General features: G+C 32.3%; 26 protein-coding genes. 3 read left to right on the top strand and 23 right to left on the bottom strand.

Translation table 11 applies throughout. The features are described 5' to 3' along the window. Nucleotides 1-2: 2 nt before the first annotated feature. Nucleotides 3-566 (bottom strand): DUF6642 family protein, encoded by a 564-nt coding sequence (locus VGE71_RS08985; RefSeq protein ID WP_331138018.1) that lies wholly within the window; start codon nt 564-566, stop codon nt 3-5. Between the two features lie 180 nt (nt 567-746). On the opposite strand from VGE71_RS08985, the gene VGE71_RS08990 reads away from it, so the two are divergent. After that, nucleotides 747-1,352, top strand: a complete 606-nt coding sequence (locus VGE71_RS08990; protein WP_331138019.1) for a nucleosidase — start codon at nt 747-749, stop codon at nt 1,350-1,352. A gap of 292 nt (nt 1,353-1,644) precedes the next feature. Further along, complete coding sequence (locus VGE71_RS08995; RefSeq protein WP_331138020.1) at nt 1,645-5,775, top strand: hybrid sensor histidine kinase/response regulator transcription factor; 4,131 nt, start codon at nt 1,645-1,647, stop codon at nt 5,773-5,775. A 91-nt stretch (nt 5,776-5,866) separates the two neighbouring features. Here the strand turns inward: VGE71_RS08995 and VGE71_RS09000 are convergent, their stop codons facing one another. The 16 genes from VGE71_RS09000 to VGE71_RS09075 form a co-directional block, all read right to left on the bottom strand. Beyond that, nucleotides 5,867-6,337, bottom strand: coding sequence for a phage holin family protein (locus VGE71_RS09000; RefSeq protein WP_331138021.1), 471 nt, complete (start codon nt 6,335-6,337; stop codon nt 5,867-5,869). Nucleotides 6,338-6,431: 94 nt separating this feature from the next. Then, nucleotides 6,432-8,777 carry a fibronectin type III domain-containing protein gene (locus tag VGE71_RS09005; RefSeq protein WP_331138022.1) on the bottom strand — a complete coding sequence of 782 codons (2,346 nt, stop codon included), beginning with the start codon at nt 8,775-8,777 and terminating at the stop codon, nt 6,432-6,434. 28 nt (nt 8,778-8,805) lie between these two features. Next, on the bottom strand, nt 8,806-9,474 hold the full coding sequence (locus VGE71_RS09010; protein ID WP_331138023.1) for a hypothetical protein: 669 nt from the start codon (nt 9,472-9,474) through the stop codon (nt 8,806-8,808). Nucleotides 9,475-9,493: 19 nt separating this feature from the next. Continuing rightward, the gene (locus tag VGE71_RS09015) at nt 9,494-10,555 is read right to left on the bottom strand and encodes a hypothetical protein (protein WP_331138024.1); all 1,062 of its coding nucleotides are present in this window, start codon (nt 10,553-10,555) and stop codon (nt 9,494-9,496) included. Between the two features lie 178 nt (nt 10,556-10,733). Further along, entirely contained in the window at nt 10,734-11,036 is a 303-nt protein-coding gene (locus VGE71_RS09020) for a hypothetical protein (protein WP_331138025.1), read from the bottom strand. Next, complete coding sequence (locus tag VGE71_RS09025; protein WP_331138026.1) at nt 11,023-11,310, bottom strand: hypothetical protein; 288 nt, start codon at nt 11,308-11,310, stop codon at nt 11,023-11,025. Before VGE71_RS09025 ends, VGE71_RS09020 begins: the two co-directional genes overlap by 14 nt. A 179-nt stretch (nt 11,311-11,489) precedes the next feature. Then, a complete protein-coding gene (locus tag VGE71_RS09030; RefSeq protein ID WP_331138027.1) occupies nt 11,490-11,822 on the bottom strand; it encodes a hypothetical protein in 333 nt (110 codons plus the stop codon). Between the two features lie 3 nt (nt 11,823-11,825). Then, nucleotides 11,826-12,290: a hypothetical protein gene (locus VGE71_RS09035; RefSeq protein ID WP_331138028.1), complete on the bottom strand. Its 465-nt coding sequence runs from the start codon at nt 12,288-12,290 to the stop codon at nt 11,826-11,828. A 4-nt stretch (nt 12,291-12,294) separates the two neighbouring features. Next, the gene (locus tag VGE71_RS09040) at nt 12,295-12,777 is read right to left on the bottom strand and encodes a M15 family metallopeptidase (protein ID WP_331138029.1); all 483 of its coding nucleotides are present in this window, start codon (nt 12,775-12,777) and stop codon (nt 12,295-12,297) included. Between the two features lie 430 nt (nt 12,778-13,207). Continuing rightward, nucleotides 13,208-13,573, bottom strand: a complete 366-nt coding sequence (locus tag VGE71_RS09045; protein ID WP_331138030.1) for a hypothetical protein — start codon at nt 13,571-13,573, stop codon at nt 13,208-13,210. An 11-nt stretch (nt 13,574-13,584) separates the two neighbouring features. Then, a complete protein-coding gene (locus VGE71_RS09050; RefSeq protein WP_331138031.1) occupies nt 13,585-15,777 on the bottom strand; it encodes a hypothetical protein in 2,193 nt (730 codons plus the stop codon). Nucleotides 15,778-15,815: 38 nt separating this feature from the next. Continuing rightward, on the bottom strand, nt 15,816-16,160 hold the full coding sequence (locus VGE71_RS09055; RefSeq protein WP_331138032.1) for a hypothetical protein: 345 nt from the start codon (nt 16,158-16,160) through the stop codon (nt 15,816-15,818). A gap of 246 nt (nt 16,161-16,406) precedes the next feature. Next, complete coding sequence (locus VGE71_RS09060; protein WP_008461938.1) at nt 16,407-16,832, bottom strand: hypothetical protein; 426 nt, start codon at nt 16,830-16,832, stop codon at nt 16,407-16,409. A 104-nt stretch (nt 16,833-16,936) separates the two neighbouring features. Beyond that, nucleotides 16,937-18,265, bottom strand: coding sequence for a DUF2586 domain-containing protein (locus tag VGE71_RS09065; protein WP_331138033.1), 1,329 nt, complete (start codon nt 18,263-18,265; stop codon nt 16,937-16,939). A gap of 301 nt (nt 18,266-18,566) precedes the next feature. After that, on the bottom strand, nt 18,567-18,746 hold the full coding sequence (locus VGE71_RS09070; protein WP_331138034.1) for a hypothetical protein: 180 nt from the start codon (nt 18,744-18,746) through the stop codon (nt 18,567-18,569). Nucleotides 18,747-18,822: 76 nt separating this feature from the next. Continuing rightward, on the bottom strand, nt 18,823-19,398 hold the full coding sequence (locus tag VGE71_RS09075; protein ID WP_331138035.1) for a hypothetical protein: 576 nt from the start codon (nt 19,396-19,398) through the stop codon (nt 18,823-18,825). Between the two features lie 283 nt (nt 19,399-19,681). Between VGE71_RS09075 and VGE71_RS09080 the strand changes: the two genes are divergently transcribed. After that, nucleotides 19,682-20,482, top strand: coding sequence for an XRE family transcriptional regulator (locus VGE71_RS09080; protein WP_331138036.1), 801 nt, complete (start codon nt 19,682-19,684; stop codon nt 20,480-20,482). 94 nt (nt 20,483-20,576) lie between these two features. Here the strand turns inward: VGE71_RS09080 and VGE71_RS09085 are convergent, their stop codons facing one another. The 6 genes from VGE71_RS09085 to VGE71_RS09110 are packed head-to-tail and all read right to left on the bottom strand — an operon-like array spanning nt 20,577 to nt 25,619. Further along, nucleotides 20,577-21,362 carry a hypothetical protein gene (locus VGE71_RS09085; protein WP_331138037.1) on the bottom strand — a complete coding sequence of 262 codons (786 nt, stop codon included), beginning with the start codon at nt 21,360-21,362 and terminating at the stop codon, nt 20,577-20,579. Next, nucleotides 21,359-22,189, bottom strand: coding sequence for a hypothetical protein (locus VGE71_RS09090; RefSeq protein WP_331138038.1), 831 nt, complete (start codon nt 22,187-22,189; stop codon nt 21,359-21,361). The genes VGE71_RS09085 and VGE71_RS09090 overlap by 4 nt, the downstream gene beginning before the upstream one ends. 2 nt (nt 22,190-22,191) lie before the next feature. Beyond that, nucleotides 22,192-22,824, bottom strand: coding sequence for a DUF4280 domain-containing protein (locus VGE71_RS09095; RefSeq protein ID WP_331138039.1), 633 nt, complete (start codon nt 22,822-22,824; stop codon nt 22,192-22,194). A gap of 2 nt (nt 22,825-22,826) precedes the next feature. Then, the gene (locus VGE71_RS09100; RefSeq protein ID WP_331138040.1) at nt 22,827-23,759 is read right to left on the bottom strand and encodes a hypothetical protein; all 933 of its coding nucleotides are present in this window, start codon (nt 23,757-23,759) and stop codon (nt 22,827-22,829) included. 8 nt (nt 23,760-23,767) lie between these two features. Then, a complete protein-coding gene (locus VGE71_RS09105; RefSeq protein WP_331138041.1) occupies nt 23,768-25,069 on the bottom strand; it encodes a hypothetical protein in 1,302 nt (433 codons plus the stop codon). After that, a complete protein-coding gene (locus tag VGE71_RS09110) occupies nt 25,062-25,619 on the bottom strand; it encodes a DUF6046 domain-containing protein (protein ID WP_331138042.1) in 558 nt (185 codons plus the stop codon). The genes VGE71_RS09105 and VGE71_RS09110 overlap by 8 nt, the downstream gene beginning before the upstream one ends. Between the last annotated feature and the right edge of the window lie 12 nt (nt 25,620-25,631).

The following is a 25,631-nucleotide window of genomic DNA, read 5'->3' on the forward strand; positions in this document are numbered from 1 at the left end:
CTTCAATAATATAATCTAAAATCAAGCAATTTGCAGAGATTGTAATGTTTACTGTAAAGATCTTCAACCACTTCAAACAGATTGTCGTTTTCCTGATACAGACTAAAAAAAGCTTTGTCAATTGTACTGCAACTCGCAATTTTATTATAAGTAGAACCATAACCAGAAATGGCTCTTGCTCCCGTGATATCTAAGAAATATTGCGCTTCTTCTTCGTTTAAGTCTAAAACTTTAAGATTCGCAAAATGAATAATTTTTCCTTTCATTTTTCCTTCAAAAAGTTCGGCAATTTCTTCAATACTGTAGTAATAATCGTGAAGGCAGATATTGTTTTGTTGTCCTGGCATGGCCAGATAAATGATTTCATAATCTTTAAAATTATGATCTTCATACAACAGAATGTTCAAACTTTCTTCCAGACCTTCAATCGTGTCGCAGGTTTTGTGAATGCTCGAAATCCCTTGGTCAATAGCCAGTTCTTCCAGACATTTTACCACATGAGTCGGGTTATGATCGTCTATATCTCGGACACCTTCAAGGCAGAAAATAAATTTTTCATTATCCATGCAGTTTCTCTTTCTGGTTTTTAAAGATTAAAAATGTTTTACGGGTTCTAACAAAAGTATTTTTTCTGAAACAAAATCCACCATATATAGCAGACTTTAACGTGTTTTTTAGATTTTAAATTTAGGTTAGAGCCACGTAAACTTTAAAGCGTATTTTTGTAAACCGAAAATAAATTACGCATGATACAAATTAACCAAACGGCATCTTTTGCCGTTGAAGATATATTGTTCTGTTTTGCTTTAGAATCTGAAGCAGCAGAAGTTTTTAAAGGACATAATGTTTTAATTACAGGGATTGGAAAAGTAAACGCAGCTTACGAATTGTCCAAAGCGATTCTAAAGAAAAAGCCTTCTTTAATTATAAATCTTGGATCAGCAGGAAGTAGTTGTTTTCAAAAAGGTGATGTTATTTGCTGTACTAAATTTGTACAAAGAGATATGGATGTTCGTGGTTTAGGATTTGCACAATTTGAAACACCACTTTCTGGTTTGCCTCCAGTTTTAGAATATGGTTTATTAATGGACAATCTTCAAGAAGGAATCTGTGGAACTGGCGATAATTTCGAAATGGGACATTGCTCGGATGCCTACAATGTGGTTGATATGGAAGCCTACGCTTTAGCGATGATAGCAATGAAAGAAAATATTCCGTTTTTAAGTTTAAAATACATTTCAGACGGAGCCGATGATAATGCCGCAGAAGATTGGACCGTTCAAGTTCATAAAGCGGCAATTGCTTACGGTAAAATCTTAGGGTTGATTGAAGAGACAGAAGCCATTTCTTAATTGAAGTGGCTTTTTTGATTTTAAAATATTGATCAGTTTAATAAGATGCCACTTTGCGAGCACGAGCGGGACGCTCGCGCTAGCGTTTAGAGATACTGTTTCTGCTAGCGCGAGCGTCCCGCTCATGCCTACTTGAATTTAAAATAGATATAAAAAAGTACATCTACCCCCCTTAAAAAGAAAAATCTCCCACCTCTTTTTTTCTTATAAGCGCTATTTTGCAACACATTCGATTGATTTTTTTCATAGGTTTATTGCAATTAAATGATTCGGATTTTATTAAATTTCGTTTATGCAGTACATTAGAATCTACTTTTTAAGTTTTATTTTATTTCTTTCTCTTCCTTTTGGCTCAAAGGCGCAGGAATCCGATTTGTATTTTGATCATATCAATTACGATACGAGTTTTTCGCAGAGTATGATTTCGAGTATTCATCAAACCAAAAAAGGATTTATCTGGATTGGAACTGCAAATGGTTTGATTAGTTACGATGGTTATGATTTCTTGCGATATGTTTACAACAAAGACATTCTCAACAGTATCAGCAACAATCATGTGAATGTGATTTTAGAAGATAACGAAAGACAAATCTGGATCGGAACCAATAACGGTTTAAATCTCTATAATAAAAACGAAAGAAGCTTTCTAAGAGTTGATGTTCAGAAAATAAAAGGCGGACGAAACTATATTTCATCCATCATTCAAGACGATCAAAACCAAATCTGGATTGGAACTTTTGGCGGAATTAAAAAACTAAACAAACAAAAGTATGTATTAGAAGAAATCTCCAACGATCATAATTCGCCCTTTAGAAAAAGCAGGGTTTTGTCTTTGTTTTATGATAAAAATTATGGTGTTTTGGTTGGAACTTCTAAAGGTTTAGAATGTTTTGATCCTAAAAATGGTTCAAAGAAAGTTTTACCAAAAACATTAACGGAAAATGAATTTTTACTAAAATCCAAAATCTGGAAAATCATTAAAGAAAAAAATGGCGATTTATGGTTTGCAACCGAGGCAAATGGCGTTTTCCGTTATGATGTCGATAAGAATTTGGTCACCAATTTTCTGCTGAATACGAGCAACAGAAAAAGTCTGTCTTCCAATTGGGTAAACGATATTGTTGCGGTTGACAATAATACGATTTGGTTTGCTACAAAAAATGGGTTGTGTGTTTACAAAAAAGACCGAAATGAATTCACCAAATACGGACATAATCCGTTGCAGAGTTACAGCCTTTCAGACGATGATGTAAAATGTTTTTTAAAAGACCGTCATAATGATATTTGGGTCGGAACAAATGGGGGAGGAGTCAATTTTTTTCAAAAAACAAATACCAATTTCACTAATGTACGAGAAGTGGTAAAACCCAATTTCGGATTAAACAATGCCACAGTAAATGCAGTTGCAAGAGAAAATGACGGTTCAATTTGGGTCGGAACAAACGGTGGCGGTTTAAATTATCTTGATTTTAGAAACAATAAAAGCGCTTCGTATTTTATTGAGGGTTATGATTTTGACAAAAGCATTAATATGATTACGGCTTTGGTCAATCAGAACGAGCAGAATTTATTTTGTGGGACTTTCAATGGTTTGTTCAAATTCAATAAAAACAGTAAATCGTTTCAATTTATCTCGCTTTCGCGGAAGGATTCCAAAGAACGAGAACGCCCGATTACTTCTTTATTAATGGATAATGAAGATTTGTGGGTGGGAACCAATGGAAACGGTTTAAAGAAAGTAATGCCCGATGGAACGGTAGAAATTTACATGGCTGACGGAAGTTCTAATTCCCTCAGCGATAATTTTATTACCGATATAGTAAACCGAAAAGACGGACTTTGGATTGCCACACAATACGGTCTAAATTATTTCGATAAAAAACTAAAACAAGTTACCAGAGTTTTTAAAGCCGGACCAAAAAGTGGTTTGTCCAATAATAGTTTAACGGTCATGTTTACCGATTCGAAAAACCGATTTTGGGTAGGTGCAGAAAGTGGAGGCGTGAATATTTTTGATGAAAAGAAAGGACGATTCTTCGAAATCAACCGCTCGATGGGGTTTACAGATGAAACCATTAAAAGCATTTCAGAAGATGCACAGGGAAATATTTGGATCAGTGACAATAATCTGCTTTATAAAATTGAAACTAAAAAGATCAATGCGGTTTTTAATATCAAGGATTTTGAGATCACTTCTTTTTCTTCAAAAGATGGTTTGAAGGTAAAACAATTTTCAACCAATTGCAGTTCAAATCTCAATGCAAAAGAACTTGTTTTTGGCTGTTCGAATGGTTTAATCGTTTTCAATCCTTCAAAATTGATTAAAACCGAAGACAAATCGCCAATTGTTTTAACGAAATTGATCGTCAATAACGAAGAAATTAAACCCGGAAATAAAGAGGTTTCTTTAGAAAAACGAATCAGCGAAACTACAGAAATCACTTTGAAACATGATCAAGGTTATATTGGTTTGGAGTTTAGTGCGATGAATTTTATTTCGCCAGAAAAAAGTGAATATGCTTATAAATTAGAAAGTTCGTTCAACAAAGACGAATGGCATGTGATAGGTTCGCAGCATTATATCAATTTGACAAATTTGAATTCGGGAACTTATACGCTGAAAATCAAAACGTCAAATGGAGGAGGAGAATGGAATCCGACGATTAAAACTTTAAAAATTATCATGTTACCGCCTTGGTGGAAAACGTGGTGGGCGTATTTGTTTTACATTGCCTTATTGGCTGGGGCTACGGTTTTATTATTCCGTTTTTTTAGAAATCGTGAATTATTGAAACAGGCCTATTATCTGGAACAAGTTGAAAAGGAAAGACAAGAAGAATTGTATAAAATGAAATTGGATTTCTTTACGAATGTTTCGCACGAAATTAGAACGCCTTTAACGCTCATAAGCGGACCGGTAGAAGAACTTTTGAGCGGTGCCGAAAAGAATTCGAATCTCGAACATAAACTAAAAGTCATAAAAAGCAATTCGGATCGATTACTGAAATTGGTCAACGAACTGATGGATTTTAGAAAAGCCGAAAAAGGAAGCATGAAAATCTATTGCGAACAGCAGGATATTGTGTCGTTCTGTTTTGATATTTACGAATCGTTCCGCGGGTTTTCTGTAGAGAAAAAAATCGATTATAAGTTTGTACTTAATATCAATACAGCTTTGGTTTATTTTGATAAAAATCAGATGGAAAAAGTAATTTATAATCTGCTTTCAAATGCTTTTAAATTTACGAGCAAAGGCGGTAAAATTACTTTGGCAGTAGAACAAAAAGAAGATGCTGATGCTATCGAAATCAAGGTAAAAGACAACGGAATAGGAATTCCAGAAAACAGGAAAAAGAAAATCTTTAAGAACTTTTTCCAGTTAGACGAAAGAGGAAGCGCTAATTTAGGCAGCGGAATTGGTCTGGCGCTCAGTAAAAGTATTGTGGAGCTGCATCACGGAGAAATCAAAGTACAGACTGAAGAAGATCCTAATTTTAATACCATTTTTACGATTACATTAAAAAAAGGGAAAGAGCATTTTAAAAAGTCTCAAATTGTAGAAAGTGCTGTTAAGATTGAAGAAAATGCCAATCCAATTTCTGATGTTAAAACAGAAATCGACCTTTACGAACCAGAATATCTGGAGGATGAAAACACTTCAAAAAAGACGGTTTTAGTGATTGAAGACAATGAAGAAGTGCTTTCGTTTGTGTATGATATTTTATACGCTGATTATAAAGTTTTGAAATTTACAGATGGTATAAAAGCGTTGGAATATATGGAAAAAGAAATTCCAGATTTAATTGTAACCGATGTTATGATGCCTGAAATGGACGGTTTTGAATTGTGCCGAATTTTAAAAACAAGCCAAAACACCAATCATATTCCTGTTATTTTATTGACTGCAAAATCATCTACTTTAAATAGAATCGAAGGACTTTCAACGGGCGCAGATGCTTACATTTCAAAACCTTTCAGCATTGAAGAATTAAAACTGACGATTGCTAATCTTTTATCAGCCAAAGAAATCATGCGTCAAAAATATGGTGAAGGTTTTATTGGCGATGCCGAACAAGAAAATGTAAACACGCCAGAAGGTTTATTCGTAAAAAAACTGACTCAAATTATTGAAGCCAATCTAGACAATACAGATTTTGATGTAAATGATTTAGTCAACGAAATCGGAATGAGCCGAACGGTTCTTTATAAAAAAGTCCAAACACTAACGAATCATTCGGTTGCTGGTTTCATCAAAAACATGCGTTTAAAGAAAGCTGCAAGTCTTTTAGCCAACACCAGTTATTCTGTTTCTGAAGTAACGTATATGGTTGGTTTTAGTGATCGAAAACACTTTAGTAAAGAGTTTAAGAAGTTCTATAATCTTTCGCCGACTGAGTATAAAAGTTCTCATGTGCACAATTAAAATTGCATTTAATCCTTAATAAATTTGGTGAAAATAATTCACCAAATTTATTTATGTTTTGGATTAATCAAGTTCTTTTTTTTAGTTGAATTTATTTCTCAATGTGAAACTTGGGGTCAATAGTAATTAGGAGTTTTTTGAAAATCTGTATCAATCCATTTCGAACGGATTTTAGAATTAGTGTCATGGCATCAAAATTTTCAACTTCTTTTTTTGTTTTTATGGCAATAATATTACTGATTATTGAAATTCCGTCACTTACAATAAGTAGATCCATTACAACAGTTACAAACCAGTTAAAGTTATAATTCAAACCTTTGCTCATAAGTGCTAATGCGGTTGGAATTAATAAAACAGCTAGTTTAGAAACAAATCCAACAGCTAATTTTTTAAAAGTAAAATGATTATTTAATACAATGGTTTTAGTAACGCCTAAAAATGTATCCATTATCATTAAGTAAAACAATACTTTGACAATTCCTGTATCCATTTCTAAGTATATAAAAATTGCATAGAGAAGCAATTTTAGTTCGTTTGCATATTCTGAAATTTTCTGTATCATTTTTATGTTTTTTGAAGGTTAATAAGAGGAGATAAAAAAATCTTTTGGGGATTAATTTCCCCAAAAGATCAATTAATTTTAAATGAAAATCTTATTAAAAAGGTTCTTCAGGATTAAAAGGTTCTACTTCTTTGTTGTGAGCAACAATGCCAGAAATAATATAATTATCTACAGTTTCAACATCCAATACTGCTACTTCAAGTGGTTCTTCTTTAAACACAATTGATTCAATAGGTTTTGGATTTCCTGATTTATCAATTAAAAGCATGTTTTCTGAAATGTTTTTCACATTTAACCATTTTACATTTTCACCATCTTGCGTAATTAACAGTGGATGTTCTCCTGTAACTTTTAGAGTATTGTCTACTGTTTTAATTTCGTAATAAGCAGGTTGTGTGCTTGTATGTTTAGCTACGACAGTTACTTCTGTTTTTGTGGCTTCGTTTAAAAGTCCGTTCCACAACATGTAATCTCCGTCAGATTCGTCAATTTCATTTGGGAAAGCAAATCCTTGCAATTTATCTCCAACTACAACATTTTTCAATTTTTTAGAATGTCCTGTTGCCATTGTTACTGGGGATTCTATATCAAAACATGATGGAGTTCCTGTTGTTATTATGACTTCTTCAGTAAATCCTGAATAATTTCCTGAAGCATGCAATGATCTTACTTTGTATAAATAGGTAGTATTATTTGTCCCATTATCATAATAGTAAGGTTTTATTCTTGGAGAGGTACCTCTTGAACTAGAAGTTCCACCTGGAGTTCTTCGCCAGATATCATAGGAGATTACAGCGGGATCAACGGGAAGATCCCAGTTAAGATATATTTGATTATTTTGTAATTCAATAAAAAGGTTTTCAGGTTTAATTGTACTTATATCTGCAGTGGTTACCTCTAAAGTTTGGCTTGGAGATGAAACATTTCCTGCAATATCTTTTGCAAGGACGGTGAAACGATACAAAGTGTTTGCATTTAAATTGTAAGTAGTGTAAAAAAGAGTAGTTCCAGACACCTCGGCAAAAAGCTGCCCATTTTCGTAAATTAGATATTTATCAACTCCAACGTCATCAGTTGATGCTGCCCAGCTGAAATATGCGGTTGAAGTTGTAACGTTTAACAAGGTTAAATTAGTTGGAGTTGTTGGAGCTGTTTTATCGCTTGGCTTACCTGTGTATTCAATAAAATTGACAACTCTATATGGGTTAAGAGTGTTTAAAGAAAAATAAATGTTTGGTGTACTTGAAACTATAGCTACAGATTCTAAATTTTCTCCTAATTCTTCCTTACCAGTTGAAATTACTAATTTTCCAGAAGTTCCTTTTGATGTGTTTTGAGAAGAAGTGTATCCAGTTGCAGGAACGGGAACAGAGCCAGCAGAAGATTTTGTCCCACTTGCTTTGCCTAAAACATTAAATTCATCTTCTCCCGTATCAAACCCTACTGGCATTCTTCCTTTCAAAGGAACATACTCTTCCCAACCTTCAGGGAAAGGTGCTGGTTTGCCCCAAATAGCAATCATTCCAATAGGTATTGCTGACGATTTTTCTGTTTCTAATTTGGTAATTCGACTAAGTAATGAGTTTAATAAATTAGTGCTTTTAGTAACTTGTTTTGCATCATCTATTAGTAATAAAGAATTTGCAGAACTAGCAGAGGTTGTAAAATCTGTAGTGTTTGTATTTAAGTTGTCTAGATATAATTTTCCTCCAATAGTGGTGTTCTGCCAATCTGAAGCATGATTTAAAGTAAGATTTGTTTTTGTCTCATCACTACTATCTACCAGTGCCCTTCCTAAATGGTCATCTGGATGTAATATTCCTCGTCTTTCTTCAGATCCAAATTTCAAGTCAGCAGCTCTTATATTTGCGTAAAAATTTTCAAGTGTGTCTAATTTTGATAGATGATATTCTCCTAGATCCAAATCACCCTCCATAGCCTTTGAACCATCCAAAGGAAGATAAGTTTTGCTTAGAGTATCGATATCTGGTACTATCGAAAAATCTCTTAAATTATAAAAATTATATATTTTTACCTTTTCGTCTTCTGAATTTTCGATTGTTTTGTTATTGTAATCGGACTGATTAATATATACTGCATCATAATCATAATAAGCCGTTTGCGATGTACCTGCTCCAAAGATTAAATTGGTTCTGGTTCTGGTAGTTCTTAAATAATCATCTACTGAGGAATTATTAATTGGATACAAAATTCCCTGAAGTTTTGTTACTCCTGTTGCATCTTCTTCATCTTGATGAATTACGGCCCAGCCTTTTGATTTGTCAGTTGCGTGAGCTATTAGATAATTGGTATCTGTTTTAAGACCCAAATGACTTTTAAATGCCTCATATAATTCAGACCTGTAAGCGGTCTGAAGTCTCTCTAAAGTTTCCTGTTCAAGAGGAAAACCTCCAGGATGACTAAAATTTACTTGTTTCATTTTTATTAATTTGTTGTAAGTGTTATTTTTATTCCAAATAATTTTGTACAGAGTAGCAATAGGTTTCGTAGCTCTTTCCTGCTAACTTGTAGAAATTGAGAAGATTATGGTATTCTCTAGTCGCCACATTTATAGCTTCTGTTGTTTTGTAACTACCTTCTTTAGATTCTATTCGAAAAGTTCCGTTTGTTATTAGATTTTGAGGTATAAATACTCTGAAGTTGGCATAATTTACCTTAGTGTAATCTTTGCGATGAGCCAGATAGACAGGTTTGTTGTCCTTGTTTTTCTTATATTCATCATTAGTGAAAATTTTCATTAACGGAATTCTGATATCTCCTTGGACTTTTTTTCCATCTTCGTCGGTTTTATCCGGTTCGTAATATTCTTTATGGAGATAGAGATATTGTAATGATGGTTTTACAGATTCGTCAATATAAATTAATCCTTGTTTTTGTTTTTGGTCAATGCTGAAATTCGGATTGTAGTTTTTATCAACATTAAAAGCTTCGTTGAGCACTTTTTCAAGATAAATAACCTGACCGGTATGCTGCATTTTGTAAAGTGTCTCTTCGTAAATGGTATGAAGTGGCGTCAGCAGCACATCAAGCCAGTCAAAATGAGTTTTTTTCCTGAGAATAGGAGGGATGAGCCATAACAAAAGCTTTTCCCATTTTAAAATGGTGTATTGATTCATTGTAAATATATTAGACTATTTATTGTTTATCTCTATAAAATGTATACGGAATATAATTGACCTCAACTTCAAGAGCATCAAGATCAAAGTAACCTGCTCTTGGAATAAAATATTCGATATTACTCACATCATTTATTAGAGGATTTTCCAAGTCGCTAGGATTTTTAGCTATTGAAGTTTTTACATTTTTCAATACTGGAATTTTGACACCTTCGGCCTTTTGAATGTCATCAACAAGATAAGTTTTGACAAAAGCACCATTGAATTCAATGTTTTTTAAATGATTTTTTATCGCGTCCAAAACTGGGAATGTATCTGGTTTTGTGATTAATGAACCATTCAAATCTGAAACCGATCCGTGATTGTTTATTTTGTCAACTTCTGTAGCAGTTAGTTCTCTACTTAAGCTTTTTAGTTGATAGTATTCGATATCCTGTGGGTCAACGTAAATACTCAAAGGATCTACATAGATATTTAAATTTAATTTTAAAATATCTCCATCATCAGAAGTGATATAAACCTGATTTCCTGCATCTTTAATTTTTGCAATATATTCCTTGAAAGCAAAAAGTTCATTTGGAACATCAATTCTTGCAATAGAATCTCCTTTTTGAGTTGCCACTTTTATAAAAACAACACCCACTTTATTGTGGAAGTAATCAGAAAATATTTCTTCTACATCTTTGCTTGGATTTATAACGGTTTCCAAATCAATTTCACTTACAGCACAGTATTTTATGATTTTGTATTTTTCAAGATCATCATCAAGACCAGTAGTGTCAAATTGATAAGAACCGTCTTTCCAGATAATAGGAACAACATCCTTGCTTGCGTCAGATGTCAATGGCGCTCCGTAAAGAAAATTTAAAGATTGTTCACGATACCAGTTTAAGGTATGTGGCCTTGAGATTAAGGCGTTTTTTTCTACTATTTTTTCATGAACCCAAATAGCGGTAGCCATGATGTTGACCCATAATTTCCAAATACTTGCTTTGGAGTTGTTGTCTAGGCCATTGAGGGAACTTTGTTTCCCTTTTTCAATCAGAATTTCGTTCTGAATTTCAGCAATTGTACGTGCCATATTTTAATTTTAGATATAGTTTAGCCTGTAAGACATGTTTAATATGCTTATAGATAATTGTTTATGAATTTTGGTAATACTACAGAAGCGTAGCTTTCTTTAGAGATTCCTATAAATCGGAATTGTAAGTAATGTAAAGGTGAATGAATTTAAATTCAGAATTTACATTTGGAGATTTTTAGTAAATGATAAAATCATCCTCGATAATCATATAGTCAATTCCGGAGAAATTGTCCATCAAAAATTGTTCTTCGTCAGTAAGATCAGTTGCAGGCTTTAGATTTCTAGAATTGTAATATTCGACAATATCTTTTTTAAAAGCATCTCTACCCGTTTTTAATTCTTTATAAACAGAAAGATCTTCTGTAAGGTCAAATTTGTCATTGTCTTCTAAAATGTCGAATACTTTTTCAATACTTCCGTATTCTTGTAGTGATAAATCAAAAATGTTTTGATTTTCTTGTGGTTTAATAGTTTCCATCGATTTTAATGTTTTGCAAATCGTTGACATCTAGCGTTTTTACATGAAAGTTGTCATACGATAATTGTTTGTCTATTTCGTTTTCTAGTCGTAGCCTTGAAGTCGCATCTGGGCTGTTGATGTATTTTTTGATTCCTACACCAAGAATTGGAAATTCTTTGTAACTTCCTTTTTGACTTAGCAGTAAATGTTCTATGTTTTGCTGATCTGAATCTTTAATAGCGAAGTCTCCGCCTTGTATTAGTAGATCTTCATCTATGATAAAATCTTTCATATATTGTTACTGTTTAAGGGATGATTTATTAAAAAAATGTGGGTTTTTCCTCAGGATCTGCGCGCCATATCCATCAGATTTTGATACTGTAAAAATACATCATGCTTTCGCTTTAATCAAGATTTTAAGGCTTGTGATTCTGTAGTTTCAGTAAGTTGTTTTTGTTGAATTTCAGTGTGTTAAGAGCGTTTTGAGATCAGACCAATTATGATTTCAAAAATTAACTTTATGATGTTGTTTTTAAGATTGTTTAATTTAATTTTTGATATTCCGGCAGCTTGTAACACCTGAAGTGAAACCAGGTCCAATTGACTTTTTAACAGCCATTGTAATTCTTCTTCGTTAATTCCTTCATTGGCATAAAGAATAGCCCATCGCTCGAGTTTTTCTGAAGAGGTTTCCAGAAAAGTTTTTAAGTCTTTTTCTAATTGAGGTTTTAAATCTTTATAATTTTCGGCAATTAGATTTTTTACTTTTTCTTTTATTTCTTCTATGAGATTATTATTGTTCATTTTTTAAGAATTAAGATTAATGAGTTCCAAAAGCTGTGCTTTCGATTCTTTGTCTTTATTGATTTCATATTGAATAAGCAAATCGAAAGCATTTAGAATTTGTTTTTTAGATTCATCAACAAAAGAGGGCGACAAAATTTCTTTACTCTCCCAACGTTTAAAGAAACCGGTTAAAAGATTTTTTTCTTTATCGCTAAGCACCTTCCACATGGCAAAAGTGATTTCGTTATTGGGTTTGTTTTTTTCGTATTCTACCAGTTTTTCAATTTCTAAAAGAAGTGCTTCCACTTCTGGTTTCTGATTCTGATAAGGAGTAAGTGCTTTATCCATGATTTTGATTGCCTGCACTTTTATCTCTGTTGTTTTTTGATAAGAATAAGGATCGAATAAAGCAGTTCTGGTTGAATCACAAGAAGTTGTGATAAAAGAAAAAGCAAGTAAAAAAGCAATTAGTTTAAAATGTTTCATATGGTTATTTGTATAAGATTACATAGTTTTTCTTGTCACGTTTTAATCTGCTGAGCAGTTTCCAATCGTCGTATCCTTTTTTGTCAAAGTGCGGAAGATCTTTAAAGGTTTTCCAATCTCCGCCCCAGTTCCAACCATTCTTTTTGAAAATATCGACACATTCCTGCCAGTCCGAAATTTGATCGCCGTCCCAGTCTTTTGCAGTATCCCAAGAAGCAGTTTTTCCGTCGATAATTAAGCAGATATCTACCGCAAAACCGTAATTGTGAATCGATTGTCCACCTTTGGCATTGGTTACTTTTTTTCCTGGTTTGGTTCTGCCAAAAGCATAGAGATCTTCCTGTTCCTGAAAAGTTCTGAGCCCTTGTGTAATGCGTACTTTGGCTCTTCCAGTCAATGCCAAATCGCATTCTTCGATAATTTTTGTAACTTCTTCCCTGACAGAAGGATGAAGCAAATCAATGTGTTTTTTTGTCGTTTGATCCATATTATGTGTATTAATGATTTAAGAATAAAAAGCCTTTCCCGATTGTTTAAAAAACAATCACGGCAGTAGATTGACAATAAGATTTTTGCGTGGTTTTGAGTTTTTTAAGAATGGAAAAACTCTTTTTTAGAATCTCTTTTTCGAGATTTAATCTGGTTTTATTTAGACTGTAAAAATACGCCTAAATGCAATGTTTTTAAAATATTATGGCTTTGTAAAACAGTAGTTTCAGTAGATGGAAAATGACTTCGTAGAAAGTTTTTTTGTGATTTGAAATCAAAAAGTAATGTAAAAAAGAACCCGCTTTTCTAGTTTTGAAAAACGGGTTTATGATTAAGAGATATTATGCTTAATTAATAAGAACTATCGACTTCTATAATATTCTGTATGTAGATTTCAAATTTTTAAATTATTTGATCTTTAATATTAATTAGTTTGTTGAAGTGTTTTTAGAAATAAAAACTTTGAATGCTTCCATAAAGTCAATAAATTCGTTAAAAGTCCAGCTAAAATCTTCCTCTTCTTGAGGTGTTCTCCAATCAAAAAAATACACGTAATCTTTGTCTACTGAAATTGTTAGTTCGGTCCCGGGAACCACATAATCATATATCTCCTTATCTGTTAGCTTTAGTGACTCATCAATTATCATTTGAGCTTCTCCAACTGTCCATCCATGCCAATTTATATATGAAAGAGAGAAAATATTTTTATCTAGAGATTCTCTGTCAACTCCAATTTCATAAAATATTTCTCCACTTTCAAGAAGGTATTCGTTTTTTTTAAATTTATATTTCATTTGTCTAAATTTTAAAGTGGGTAAGAATTGGTTATATTTCCAAATTTATCAAATTCAATTTTTATTTTAAATGTTCCTGAAGAATTGTTTTCAATAAAAAAATCATTTTCATATCTTAATTCTTTTCCACTTTTTATCATTTTCTCATAAATTAAAGAAATTTCTTCTTTTACTCTGGCAATGTTCCAGTTTTTCGGGAACATTGTTGATTTTGCGGTTTTTTCGATCCATTGCCCATTACCATAGCGAACACTTATTAAAGCATCAAAAGGCATGTCATCCACTGGTTGTGTTAAATATCTTCTTATTATTACATTTTCACCTATTACAGAATGGTTATGTCCTCCTGTGCCAGCTAGAACTTGTGTGCCATCTCGTCTACTCGCTCGTTCTAACTTTAGCTCTCCATCAAAATGATCATGAAATTTATCTTCAAATTTATCGTTATATTTTTTATGTGCTGCAATTCTTTCTACTTTTTGCTGTGTTTCTAGTAGAACAGGATTATTTTTAACAAATTCATCAAATTCAGCGTCACTCATTTTAGAAACATCTTTCCCTGTTTCTGCTTTTACAATTTCATTCGCTTCATCGGCAATTTTTCTTATTTCTTTTGCATCTTTTGGGGTTTCAGCAAATTCAGCGGCGGTGTTTCCTTCTTTTGCTATTTTAGATAAATTAGGTAAACCTAAAGAAGCAAGATCTACTGTTACACTGAAAACAATCCAAAGATTAGCTAGCCATCCATACCCGTTTTTATGCCATTTTTCTAAAGTTCCGTTACTTAATATGGCGTAATGTGCTGCATCTTTTGCTAAAGTAAGTCCAGCTAAACCTCTAAAAGCTATTGGGGCTCCTTTTGCCAATACAACGCGTAAAGCTCCAACCGCAGATATAAAACTCAATAAATCTGTAGCAATATTAAACAGATCCCAATTTGATTGTTTAGTTGCCATATCGTGCAGTTTTAAAGCAAGAACAAAAGTGTTTTCATCTCCTGTTTGTGCGCCTAATTCACCCATCTTTGTTCCGAAATTTAGTTTTGCTAATGGATTAAAAGGTTTCCAGTCAATATAATGATCAAAAATCGGTACTTCGTAGACTCCGGGAGGGGTTATTCTATCAAGTTCTTTTGAGCTTATTGAGGGTCTTGCTTTTCCAATTTTTTCAGTCTTATCTGTCTTTCTGCAATTATCAATTAGAATGTTCTCTCCCGACCAGAATGTTTTTAGATGAGTATCTCTGAATAAATAATAGCTGTTGTCAAAATATACAGTATCTGTTGGTTTTGTACTGTCAAATTCTTCAACTAAACGCGTTAAGAAACGCAGTAAATCCTGTACTTCTTCGCCATGAAGCGTAGAATAAATTTCATATAATAAATTAGTATCTCGAAGTTTTATATATAAACGCTGTCTATCTTTTATTGCATACAGAATTTGTAAAATAGCTTTGTCTTCATTTGTATCAAAGTCTGTAGGTGTTACAATTCCTTCAATTAGAGAATTGCTTTTTAAAATAAGATTAAGATGATTGTATAACTCATCATCACTATCCATTTGTCCAAATAAAATCTTTGGCAGCGATTCATAAATTACATCTAATTTATTTGGATTGTTTTTGGCCTCTTTTATCTTTTTACGATACAAATTAATAATGATTTGATCATTACTTGTAATTTCAACCCCTAATGAATTTAATAAGGTAAGGAAGAGGTCAAAATCGAAAACTGTAAATTTGAAAGCAATTTTTTCAAGATTATGATCAAAAATTGCTAAAGTAAATTCAGTATGATATTTTCCAATTTTTATGTTGGGTTTAAAAGTTTTTGCAATTAGATTTAGTCCTAAAAAATAATTCCATTCTAAATCTATTGCCCCTGTTTTTTGTGCTCCCTGACTGTCATTATAATTCATAATTCCAGTTTTTTCAGGAGTGCTATTTGGAAGTCCTATAAAATCACTGAAAAGCATTTTTGTATAGACTTGCCCTAAATTTTTTTTAATGCATTCTATAACATCTGTTATAAAAATAGAATATGCGTTAGTATTAATTAATGAGTTTTTTAAAGCATTATGCATTTCTTTAGCATTTCTATCATCCTCAATCTGCTGTCGCCAAATGTTGAGCATAATTTGTCTAAACCGTGCCATTTCAGAAGCGCTGGTGTCATTTAGTTCGATGTTATGGTTTTTAATAATCATGATTTTGGGTTTTACAGAAAGGGATAAAAAATGCTTTTTTAAAGAATTTCTACTTTTACAGGTTTTGGTTGGATGTGGTCTGAAAATGCTGTGGTAATGTTAAGTCGTAAATCGTCTTCTTGTTCGATTTTGCCATCGCCACCGAGATAACAATTTTTAAAAAGAACTTCAAGTGCTTTAAATTCATCCATTTTTGATGCTTGTAAAACTGCGGCACGAATACTCATGTCCGGTTTTTTGAAATAAGCAAAAAGGGTAGTGTCATCATCATCCTGAATAGTAAGTTTGACCACTTTGTTGTGTTTGTATTTCCACTGATTAAATTGTGCCTGAGTAATATTGCCGTCCAGAATTTCGGTTTTCTCTGTTGCTGTTTTTTTCATGTTGAAAATGATTTTTTTTAAAGAATAAGGCTGCCTAAACTGTATTTCAGGGCGAAATGCTCAAGGCAGCCTTCTGAAGTAGGTAAACGGTTTAAAAACGGACTGCTAAAAGAGCAGATAAAATAGATTGCTTGCAAAAATCATGTTGCTCTGAACTTCTTTTTTGCGTAACGCTTGAGATTGGTTTTCTCTTTTGAGTCGGTTTTTAAACCGTTTTATGGTTTAAGGAAGTGTTTTTTTAGCAGATTAGTTCCACTCAATGTGAGAACAGATCAAGTCAAAAGAAACAGCAATTTTAGTATCTCCCTGGCTGATTCCTCTGCTGTTTGAATTGAATTCGCAGTTTCTTACTGTATGTGTAATTACTTCGTTGCTGTCATCTAAATAACTTACAATGATGCTGAAAGGATTGATATCCTGTAATCTTTGTCCTTTTGGTAAAGCGGCTAAAATAGCTTCAACTTCGTAATTGTATAAAGTAATCGAAGCTTTTGCTTCGTATTTCCCTCTACCTCTGTGTACAGGCATATCGCCAGCTCCGTAATGATTTTCTTTAGAAACTGAGTCGCTGTAGTTTACAGCCGTAATACCAGTAACAATATTACCTGCAATACTTACTTCGATTGATGACCAACTGTGTTGTTGTCCGTTAATTAATGGCAATTTATTCATAATGTAGCGTATGTTTGTTTTAGTGTTTTTGATAACGTTTTATGACTATCATATATCGCTATCGTTTTTGAATTTTTGTTTTAGGAATTGTAATTGATGAAAAATTAGGCTTTATCGATTCCAAATGGATTTTTAAATCCTAAATCTACCATAATTTTACGGGCAGTTCCGATTGGAGTGATTTCAGCTTTTACTTTTAATTCAGAAGTTGCCAAAATGTTTTGTTTAGGATCTACGTAAACATCAAAAGCAGAAACTTCTTGATTAGCCACCATTCCTTCTAATGCGTTTCTGCATAAATCTTCGAAACTTTTAGAGACCGATTGAGGTAATTTACCATCAATATCTACTAAAACCGGAGAAGCTAATTTTGGTAACAAAGCGGTACGTAATAAACGTGTTGCTTTATTAACAGTACGGTTGTTTTCGATATAAGCGAAGTCTGAAGTTCCTGTTGTACAAGTGTGGCTGTCGTTAAAATAAACTCCAGCTAGACCAGTGTGAGTTTGTGTAAAAATGTATCTTTTTTCATTTAGAGTTCTTAATTCTCCTAATGATTTAATTTCGTTACCACCAACAAAACCTGGTTTTGCAAAACCATTTCCTGTTAGATTAAATTTTTCGATCCAAGCGATGTTTTCAGATACTTTTGCTTTAGATAAAGCGCCTAAAGCTAATCCAACGGCAGCAGTGTTGGTGTATGATTTTTTAAAAACAAATTCAAGAACAACCGAACCTTCTTTCTTTAAACCTTCAGCATCTTTTACATTATAGTTTTCAGCAGCATTTTGCGCCGGAACTAATTCCTCGCCCGAAGCTAAAGTATAAGCTTTGTTAGTGTCTTTTTGAATTAATTTTTGTTCAGATGCTTTCTCAACGTCCATTGCAACTACAACAGAGACATTCTCATTTGCTCCAACTAATGATGGTGAAGTAGCTTCTGTTGCAGTATTGAAACCTTTACCTTCTAAGATGATTTCAAATGGCATGTAATCTGTATAGGCCAGGTCAGCTTGTTCTTGTGCAATATCTACAGCAGCTTTAGTTTGTGCAAATGTTGTTGCTTCTGTTGAACAGATAATTGCCATTTGACGAATGTTTCCATTTGCTTTTTCCTGCATGTCCATAGCTTTTTTTACAGTATCGGCGTAAGATGCTGCATCTACAACCATAACATATAAATCACCAGAAGGATTCATTCTAAAAAACTGCTGAATTTGGTAATAAGCAGATTGTCCGTTAATGTCGTAGTTTTCTGTGATGCCAAGAGCTTCTGCGTCTTCCACTGAAGCAATGCGTTTGATTTCGTCAAATTTTAAACTTGAAGTTTCTTCACCACTAAAAAGCAAGCCTGAAACCATATCCTGCTCAGGGTTTCTTCTTCCTAATCCGCCTGATAATTTGTTAATTACTACATCGTTTAATGTACTCATAATATAAATTGTTTTAAATGTTTAAAATGTATTTTGGTTTTGCACAAAAAGGGCAAAAGAGTGGCTGTAACAAGTAGTTAAACTTGTTAATATGAATATTTATGACTTGAAAATGTGATAGTATTCTTAATCCGAATTTTTTGGATTATTAGTTTTGAACCTATTTTTAATAAGTGGTTCTTTAGTTCAATTTTACCTTAGGCCATGCGGTAAATTTATCTTTTGTTTGTGAGAACAAATTTAAGGCTCAATGCTTGTTTTTCCAATTTTTGAATGAGGCAAAGCCAGTAGTTTCAGTGTTTTAAGCTCGGGCTTCTGTAGCAAGTCCTTCATTAATAATGGTGTAAATAGTGCGTTCTGTAAGGAACAAAGTGTCTGAAAGTTCTGCAACTACAACTTTCATTTGTTTGGCTTGATTAGTGTTAATATAGTTCATAACATAATCTCTCCTTTTGTCTAATAATGTTCTGCTTCTTTTCATGATTTTTCGGTTTAGAATGTATGTTTGTTTTTTTGTTTCGAATGGCTTTGTATTGTTGTGCTGCAGTTCTTTCAGACTAAGTGTTGATGTTTAAATCTACATTTCCTTCCACCTGATTAGGATTTATTCCGATTACTCCAGAAGTCAGATTGTATCCAAGTTCTTCCAATTCTTCATTGCTTAATCCGTTGTTAAAAAGGATGTATTTCTTTTTTAAAGTGTTTTCGACCAAAGTAGTTTTGTATGTGATCTCCCAAATAAAATAATCGTTTTTATTCCAGTAATCATATTCATTATTACATTGTTTTTCCTTCACTTTAAAAGTCGAATTGGTATCGATAAGTGCATTACTGTTATTGACTAATAATATAGACTTATCAATACGTTGAGCAATTTCAAAAACCTCTTCGTAATTTGCTGAAGAAACAGTTCCAATTGGCATTACAACATAAAGACAGAAAGAGACATCTGCTTTGTAATTTTTTTCAGAAGATGTCTCCCAAAATATATTGTCATACTTAAACATTATTGTAGGTTTTTCTACAGGAGTTTTAAAAACAGCATCACTATATAAATGAACTGTTAACGCATCAGAATTAAATTCTGTTTCGATTGCGTTTTTCTTTTCGTTATAAAATTCTTTTAAAATCATATGTTGGATTATTTTGAAGCAAATATAAAACATATGTTTTGTTTTTGCAAACATATTACATATAAATATGCAGTAATTTCAGTAATATGATTTAACTATTTGACTATTAACGTGTATGATAGTTCTTATTTTTGTTAAAATTTAATCACTGATAATCAGTTAGTTATAAAATATTTTATTTAAAATTGTGATTATTACTCATATATTGTGTAGCTTTGCAACATATACTTGAAGTTTAGCTTTAAGTAAAACATATTACATAAAACAATAAACGAGTTGCAACATGGAAGTACATGATAAAATAAAACGTATTATAGACGAAATGAAGTTGAACAATAACTCATTTGCAAAGCTAATTGGAGTTACAAGTACAACTATAGATAGTATTACGATTGGAAGATTACAAGCCGATGGAGAAAGAAAAAGAACCAAACCAGGTTTCGATTTGCTCCAAAGTATTATTAGCCATTGTCATGTAAACCCCGATTATTTTTTTGGAGACAGTGAAGATATCTTTTCTAATAAATCAAGTAATGCAGTTAGTTTGCATATACCCAAAATTATAACCGTAAATGAAGACGGAGATGAGAACATCAACTATGTAGGAGTAAAAGCCCGAGCAGGATATTTAGACGGTTACGCTGATCCTGAATATATGGAAAGTCTTCCTTCTTTCAGTATGCCGATGCTTAAAAACGGAACTTACAGATGTTTTGAAATTAAAGGAAATTCGATGTCAACCACAATACATGACGGCGATTACCTTTTCGGAAAATACGTAGATAATTTTGATGATATACTCGACGGAAGAATTTATGTAATTGTCAGCAAGAATGATGGAGTAGTGGTAAAAAGGGTTTTAAACAGAATTAGAGAAAGCGGAAAATTGATCCTAAAATCGGATAACCGAGATGGAAATTACCCGATGTATTCTATTTATGCCGAAGATATTCTAGAAGTTTGGTACGCCAGTATGTACGCATCTAGACAAATGCCCGATCCAATCAATATTTATGAAAAATTACATGCTCTTGAAAGTAAATATTTTGAATTGGAAGAAGCTTTGAAAAAGAAGTTGAATTAAAATTGTAAAAGTTAATATCCTTTATAAACAAAAAAGAGAAAGTCTTAAGTAAAAGGCTTTCTCTTTTTTGTTTACTAAATTTTTGACATGTTTTCTATCTCGTTTTTTCTTTTAAATAAACGAGTTTTACAGGAACTCTATTGGAATATATTTTCCCATCAAATAAGACATATCCATTTTCTTTGATTTCTTTTTTCTGATCTTCAGTTATTTTAGATTTGGTGAAGATGGAGTCATTCCTTAAAGAAATTGATGCTTGATTTGGTTTTAACTTGTCTATATTCGAAAACCATCTTTGATCGTCTCTATAAGGCAGATTAATTGTTGAAGTAAAATATTTAGTTTGTCGAGGATAGAGAACGAAACCTTGCAATGATTCATCTCGGAAACCAATTTCTTTAAGAGTGTAATTTCTGTCAAGTTTATTCTGTTTAAGAAAGTTGTCAATAAGGGCTTCTCTTTGTTGGATTTCAAAACCAGGAGAAACACAGTTTCCCATTTCTGCTCTTGTAGAACGACCATCTAAAACAGAATCATTTTTATACAAACTAAAATCTAATGAATTTAAGGGAGAAAAATCTTTTCTTCCTAAAGCTCTACGATAAAGATCTTGTTCTAATGTTCCAATAGAATTTTCATTAAACATGATGAAATATTTTTTATCAGAATTGTTAGTTATCTTATATCGAAGGATATTTTTTGATAAACTATCGTACTCTTTATTTGGTTGGTAACGAGTTTCGATATAATCAAGACTTTTTAAACTATCTACGCAGATTATTTCATTGGTTAATAGTTCTATTTTTAAATCTTTTTTGTTGTCCTTGTTGCAGGAAAAAAGAACCAAAGCGAAAGATATCGAAAGGATTAGATTTTTCATAATGTTATTGTTTGTTTACTAATATTTTCGTTAGGATCGAATCCTTTATATTGCTCCAAATCTCCAAATGCCTTTTTATAATCTTCTTTGTACATGGTTCTGGCAGCTAAACCAATTGAATGTAAGTTTGCTCTAAATCGAAAAGAAACAAATTTCCAATTCTTATCAACTAGAGTTTGATAAGTATAAGCTTTTGTTTCGGGAAACATATCATTGAGATATTTTTTTCCATATTTGAAAAGGTCTTCCAAGTGATTATGTTCATGGGCACAAAGACTCATAATGTCATATCCAGTGTCAAGGTTTAAGCCAATATGACCATAAACTATTTTTATATCGGCTTCACCATTTTTTAAATATTCTGAATTAGATGTAATACCTCCTAATTTTGTTACTGCATAGCCAGTACCTGAAGGATCATTTGTCGCATCAGTTATTGTTTTATATTTTAATTCATCCAAATTATATCCAGCTTCAATGTAATAATGATTAAAAACTTTTTCAGCTAATCTTAAACGAGTATCAATTGTTAGATTAGTGACTATAGTTCCATATTGACCGCCAATCTTGCTGTTTATTATATTGCCTCTGCCATCAAAGGAAATTTGTTTGTCGTAAAATCCTCTGGGGAGATTAGTTCTGGAGTAGGGATTTCGTAAAAAATCCCTACCTAAAATATAAATTTCTTTTTTACTTTGTTTAGTTGAACCCAAATAATTTCCCGACATGTCAAAAAAATCTCCTTCAACAGGCTTACTAATTTTTAATGTAATATTTTGAAAATCTGTTGCACCATTAATTTCTTTGATTCTAAGTGTTAAGTCCATATTTAATTTTGGTTTGTAGTTTCGATTTCTAAAATTTCTTTCAATTCTGCAAAGCCATCTTCATCTACAATTCCAGTTAAAGTAATTTCCTTAGAGTTATTAAAATCTTTTCCCTCTTTCTCATCTACAACTACTGTTATTTTTTCTCCTGTTTCATAATTTATAGTTTTTACTAATAGACTGATTTTCTCATTGTAAGATGCATTTTGTATGCTATCTTTTAAATCACCAGTCATCCAGACTGCACTTACAATTTGTTTTGTTTTAGTATTTTCAGCAGGAGAATAATTATCAAATATAACTATTTTAGGTTCTGTTTGAAGCGGATCTGTAATATTAATCTTTCCTCCAATAGTGCATTTTAACATTGAGGTTTTTAATAGAGCCTTTTTGTTTACATTATATACATTATTTGTAGGATCTTCCCATTTTGTAGGTATTGCTGGAGCACAAGGTTTGTTTTGGTTTGCTGCACAACTTCCAAAAAAAGGGCCTTCAAAAGTTATATCATCTTCGGTTGCCATTAATTTTTTCTGAATAAAAATTGTGTTTTGAGAGTTGACAATTAAAGTGCCAGGTTTAGAACCTTGGTTGCAGGCGCATAAGGCACCATTGCAAACATATTTTGTTGCCATAATTAATTGATTTTTACATTGTTTCCACTAATAACGGTATCTCCTAATGCATTAATATTTATTTTCTCATTAGATTTAATGTTTATGTTTTTTGCCTCAATATTAATCTCACCTTCAGTTTTAATATTGATGATTTCTTTTCCTTTCAATTCAATTAAATTTTTATCATTTCTCTTTAATTGAATATTTTCACTTTCATTATCTAGTTTAAAAACTAATTTTTCAGCTTCTTGCTCATCAAACGTAGAACAAGATATTTTACTTTCGTCAATTGCAATTAAAGTTTGTTTTTTACCTTTCTGACTATTTAATTTTAAAGAAACGTCTCCTTTTTTTAAAGCTAATGTCATTCGTTCTTTTACTTCTTTGTTATCAATAGAATTAAAAGTAGTTAATAAACTATCAGGTGTAAAATGAGTAGTTGCTAATGATTTTTCTTCATCATCAAAATAGCTTATTTTAAAGTTTCTATCTTTATTGAATTCAATTTTGGCAACATCAATGATTTTAGTTTCATCGTTTTCTGTTATTAAATCAGTTTTTATATAACGAATCTGTAAGATCTCACCATCACTGCTATAATCAAAAAGTAATTTAGGTTCGGTTATTCCTTGTATTCTTCCCATAAGCCTTTCAACTTCAGAAAACTGCGAAATAAATGCTCTAGTTTCAATTCCATCAATAATCGAAGCCAAAACCCAGCTGTCTTTTTTAGGAATAGTAATAATTCCTTGTTCTACATCTTGAATAGAAGCTTTTAGGCGCACATTTTTAATAATGGCACCGTCAGCTCGCATGATGTTTACAGAGTAAGCATCTTCAGGATTATGGAGAGATTCTTCTTCTTTGTTTATTTCTATGACTTTTGCCGCAAAAGTTTCAATATTCTGATTATTGGCGGCTACATTTTTTATTAGATCTTTTATATTTCCCATTTTCTTTTCTATACTGATTCGACTCTTCTTCCTAAATAAATTTTTTGTCTATAGCCGCTTTCGCCATAACTACGTTCTACTTTTTCTACCTGAAAGGTTCCGTTTTTTTCTTTGTCTTTTGCGTTTTCTAGAATTACCTTATCTGTCGGACGAACAAATGGTTCTCCAAAAGTCAGGATGTAACCTTCAAATCCGTTTGGTTTGGATTGCATGGCTCTAAAAGCTCCGTATTGATACAATTCTGAAGCGACTTCTGTTGTTGTTTTTTCAAATAAAGCGGGATCATTTGGCAGATTTTCGGTATCACTATGTAAAATGTGTGTTTTTAATAGCTGGCCATTTGGATCTCCTAACTCGATATAAATCGGACTGTTCGAATTCTTAAAGTATTTTTCGACTCGTGTTCGTGTATTTTTACTTGATTCGTTGACAACAACCAATTTATCTTCGATAATATTATGACGAAATCTGAAATTGACTCTTCCGGTAAATCCTCCGGCAACAGACTGAACTACCTTGTTTAATTGGGAACTTAAAAGATTTAGTCCTTCGTTAATCAGTTTTTTTACAAGGATTCCAGCTAATGGACTTTTGATAAAATTACGATCAATAAAACCAGATAATTCGTTGGTTGTATGTTGCTGCGGATTATTGGTAATGGTAAGAACAGGCCCAGTTATTTCAGTTTTAAAATACGTATAAATTCCTTTGTCTTTTAGCATTTCAAAAACCTGGGCTAAACTATGATTTCGATTCACGACAATGTTTCCTAAATTTTCATCGAGAGCATTTACTTTAAACGGAAGTTGCAATTCTTTGATTCTCTTCTCAAAAAAAGTCTTCGGATTAAAATTGTCAACATTTGTGGCCGGATTGACAGCAACAATATTTAGAGTATCTTTTTTATCCTGGATATCATTGTCTTTTACGGCTTTTATTTTTTTGAAAACGTACATGGCATCTTCACAGGTTATTACTGCATTTATATCAGATTGAACTCCTGTAATGTAACCTCTAAAAGCAGGTTTGTAATCGTCATCATATCCTAAAAAGATTTCAATGTAACTTTCAAGTTTAAAAAAGTCATGAATAGTTTTTTCTTCTCCAGTGGCGTTTTCAAACAGGTTTTGGTCAAATCCTTTTGTATTGGTATATACTTTTTGTGGCATTACGATAGTTGCTGTATCCGTAAGCGATTTGTATGAACTGTTTATGTTTACATTTTTAACATAATTAAATTCATAAAACTTAGGAGTCGGAATCAGTTTTACTGTTTCGTAAACTTTAATTTTGGCATTGAGTTTAAACATTGTCTCTGATTATTAGTTCGACAGTTTCATCTGATGTGGCACTAGCCGTAAATTTTTGAATATTTTTTGTTCCAGAAATAGATGGAATAGAGTAGGAGTCAATCACAATTTCATAGATTCCGAATCGGTTTAAAATAGCGTGTGTAACTCGTAAAGAATAGGGAGCATTAAGGAACTGTTTTAAAAGGAAAAGTTTTTCTTTCGGATATTCGTCTCCAGTTTCATTGGCAATCAATCCTTCAATAGAAATACTAAAATCGCCATTTGTGATATGTTCTTTGATGGTTGAATCTCTTCCTTCAACTCCTTCTTTTCTGATAATCTTAGAACGGCTTAGATTTACGGTAACGGCATCGACTCTTAAACTTGGCAGGTTAAGATCATTTTTGGAAAGTGGTTCAAAAACCAATGGAGCGAAAACTCGCAGGTTAAATTCGCCTCCAGTTTTATCAATAATAAAATCTTTTGACTCTGATTCGTTGTAATTGATGCCACTGTATTCGATGTCTTTGGTTTCTAAAATTTCGTTTACATTAAAATTGAATTTCATAATGATTTTGTT

It is taken from the genome of Flavobacterium sp. (assembly GCF_036405015.1).
Lineage (GTDB): Bacteria > Bacteroidota > Bacteroidia > Flavobacteriales > Flavobacteriaceae > Flavobacterium.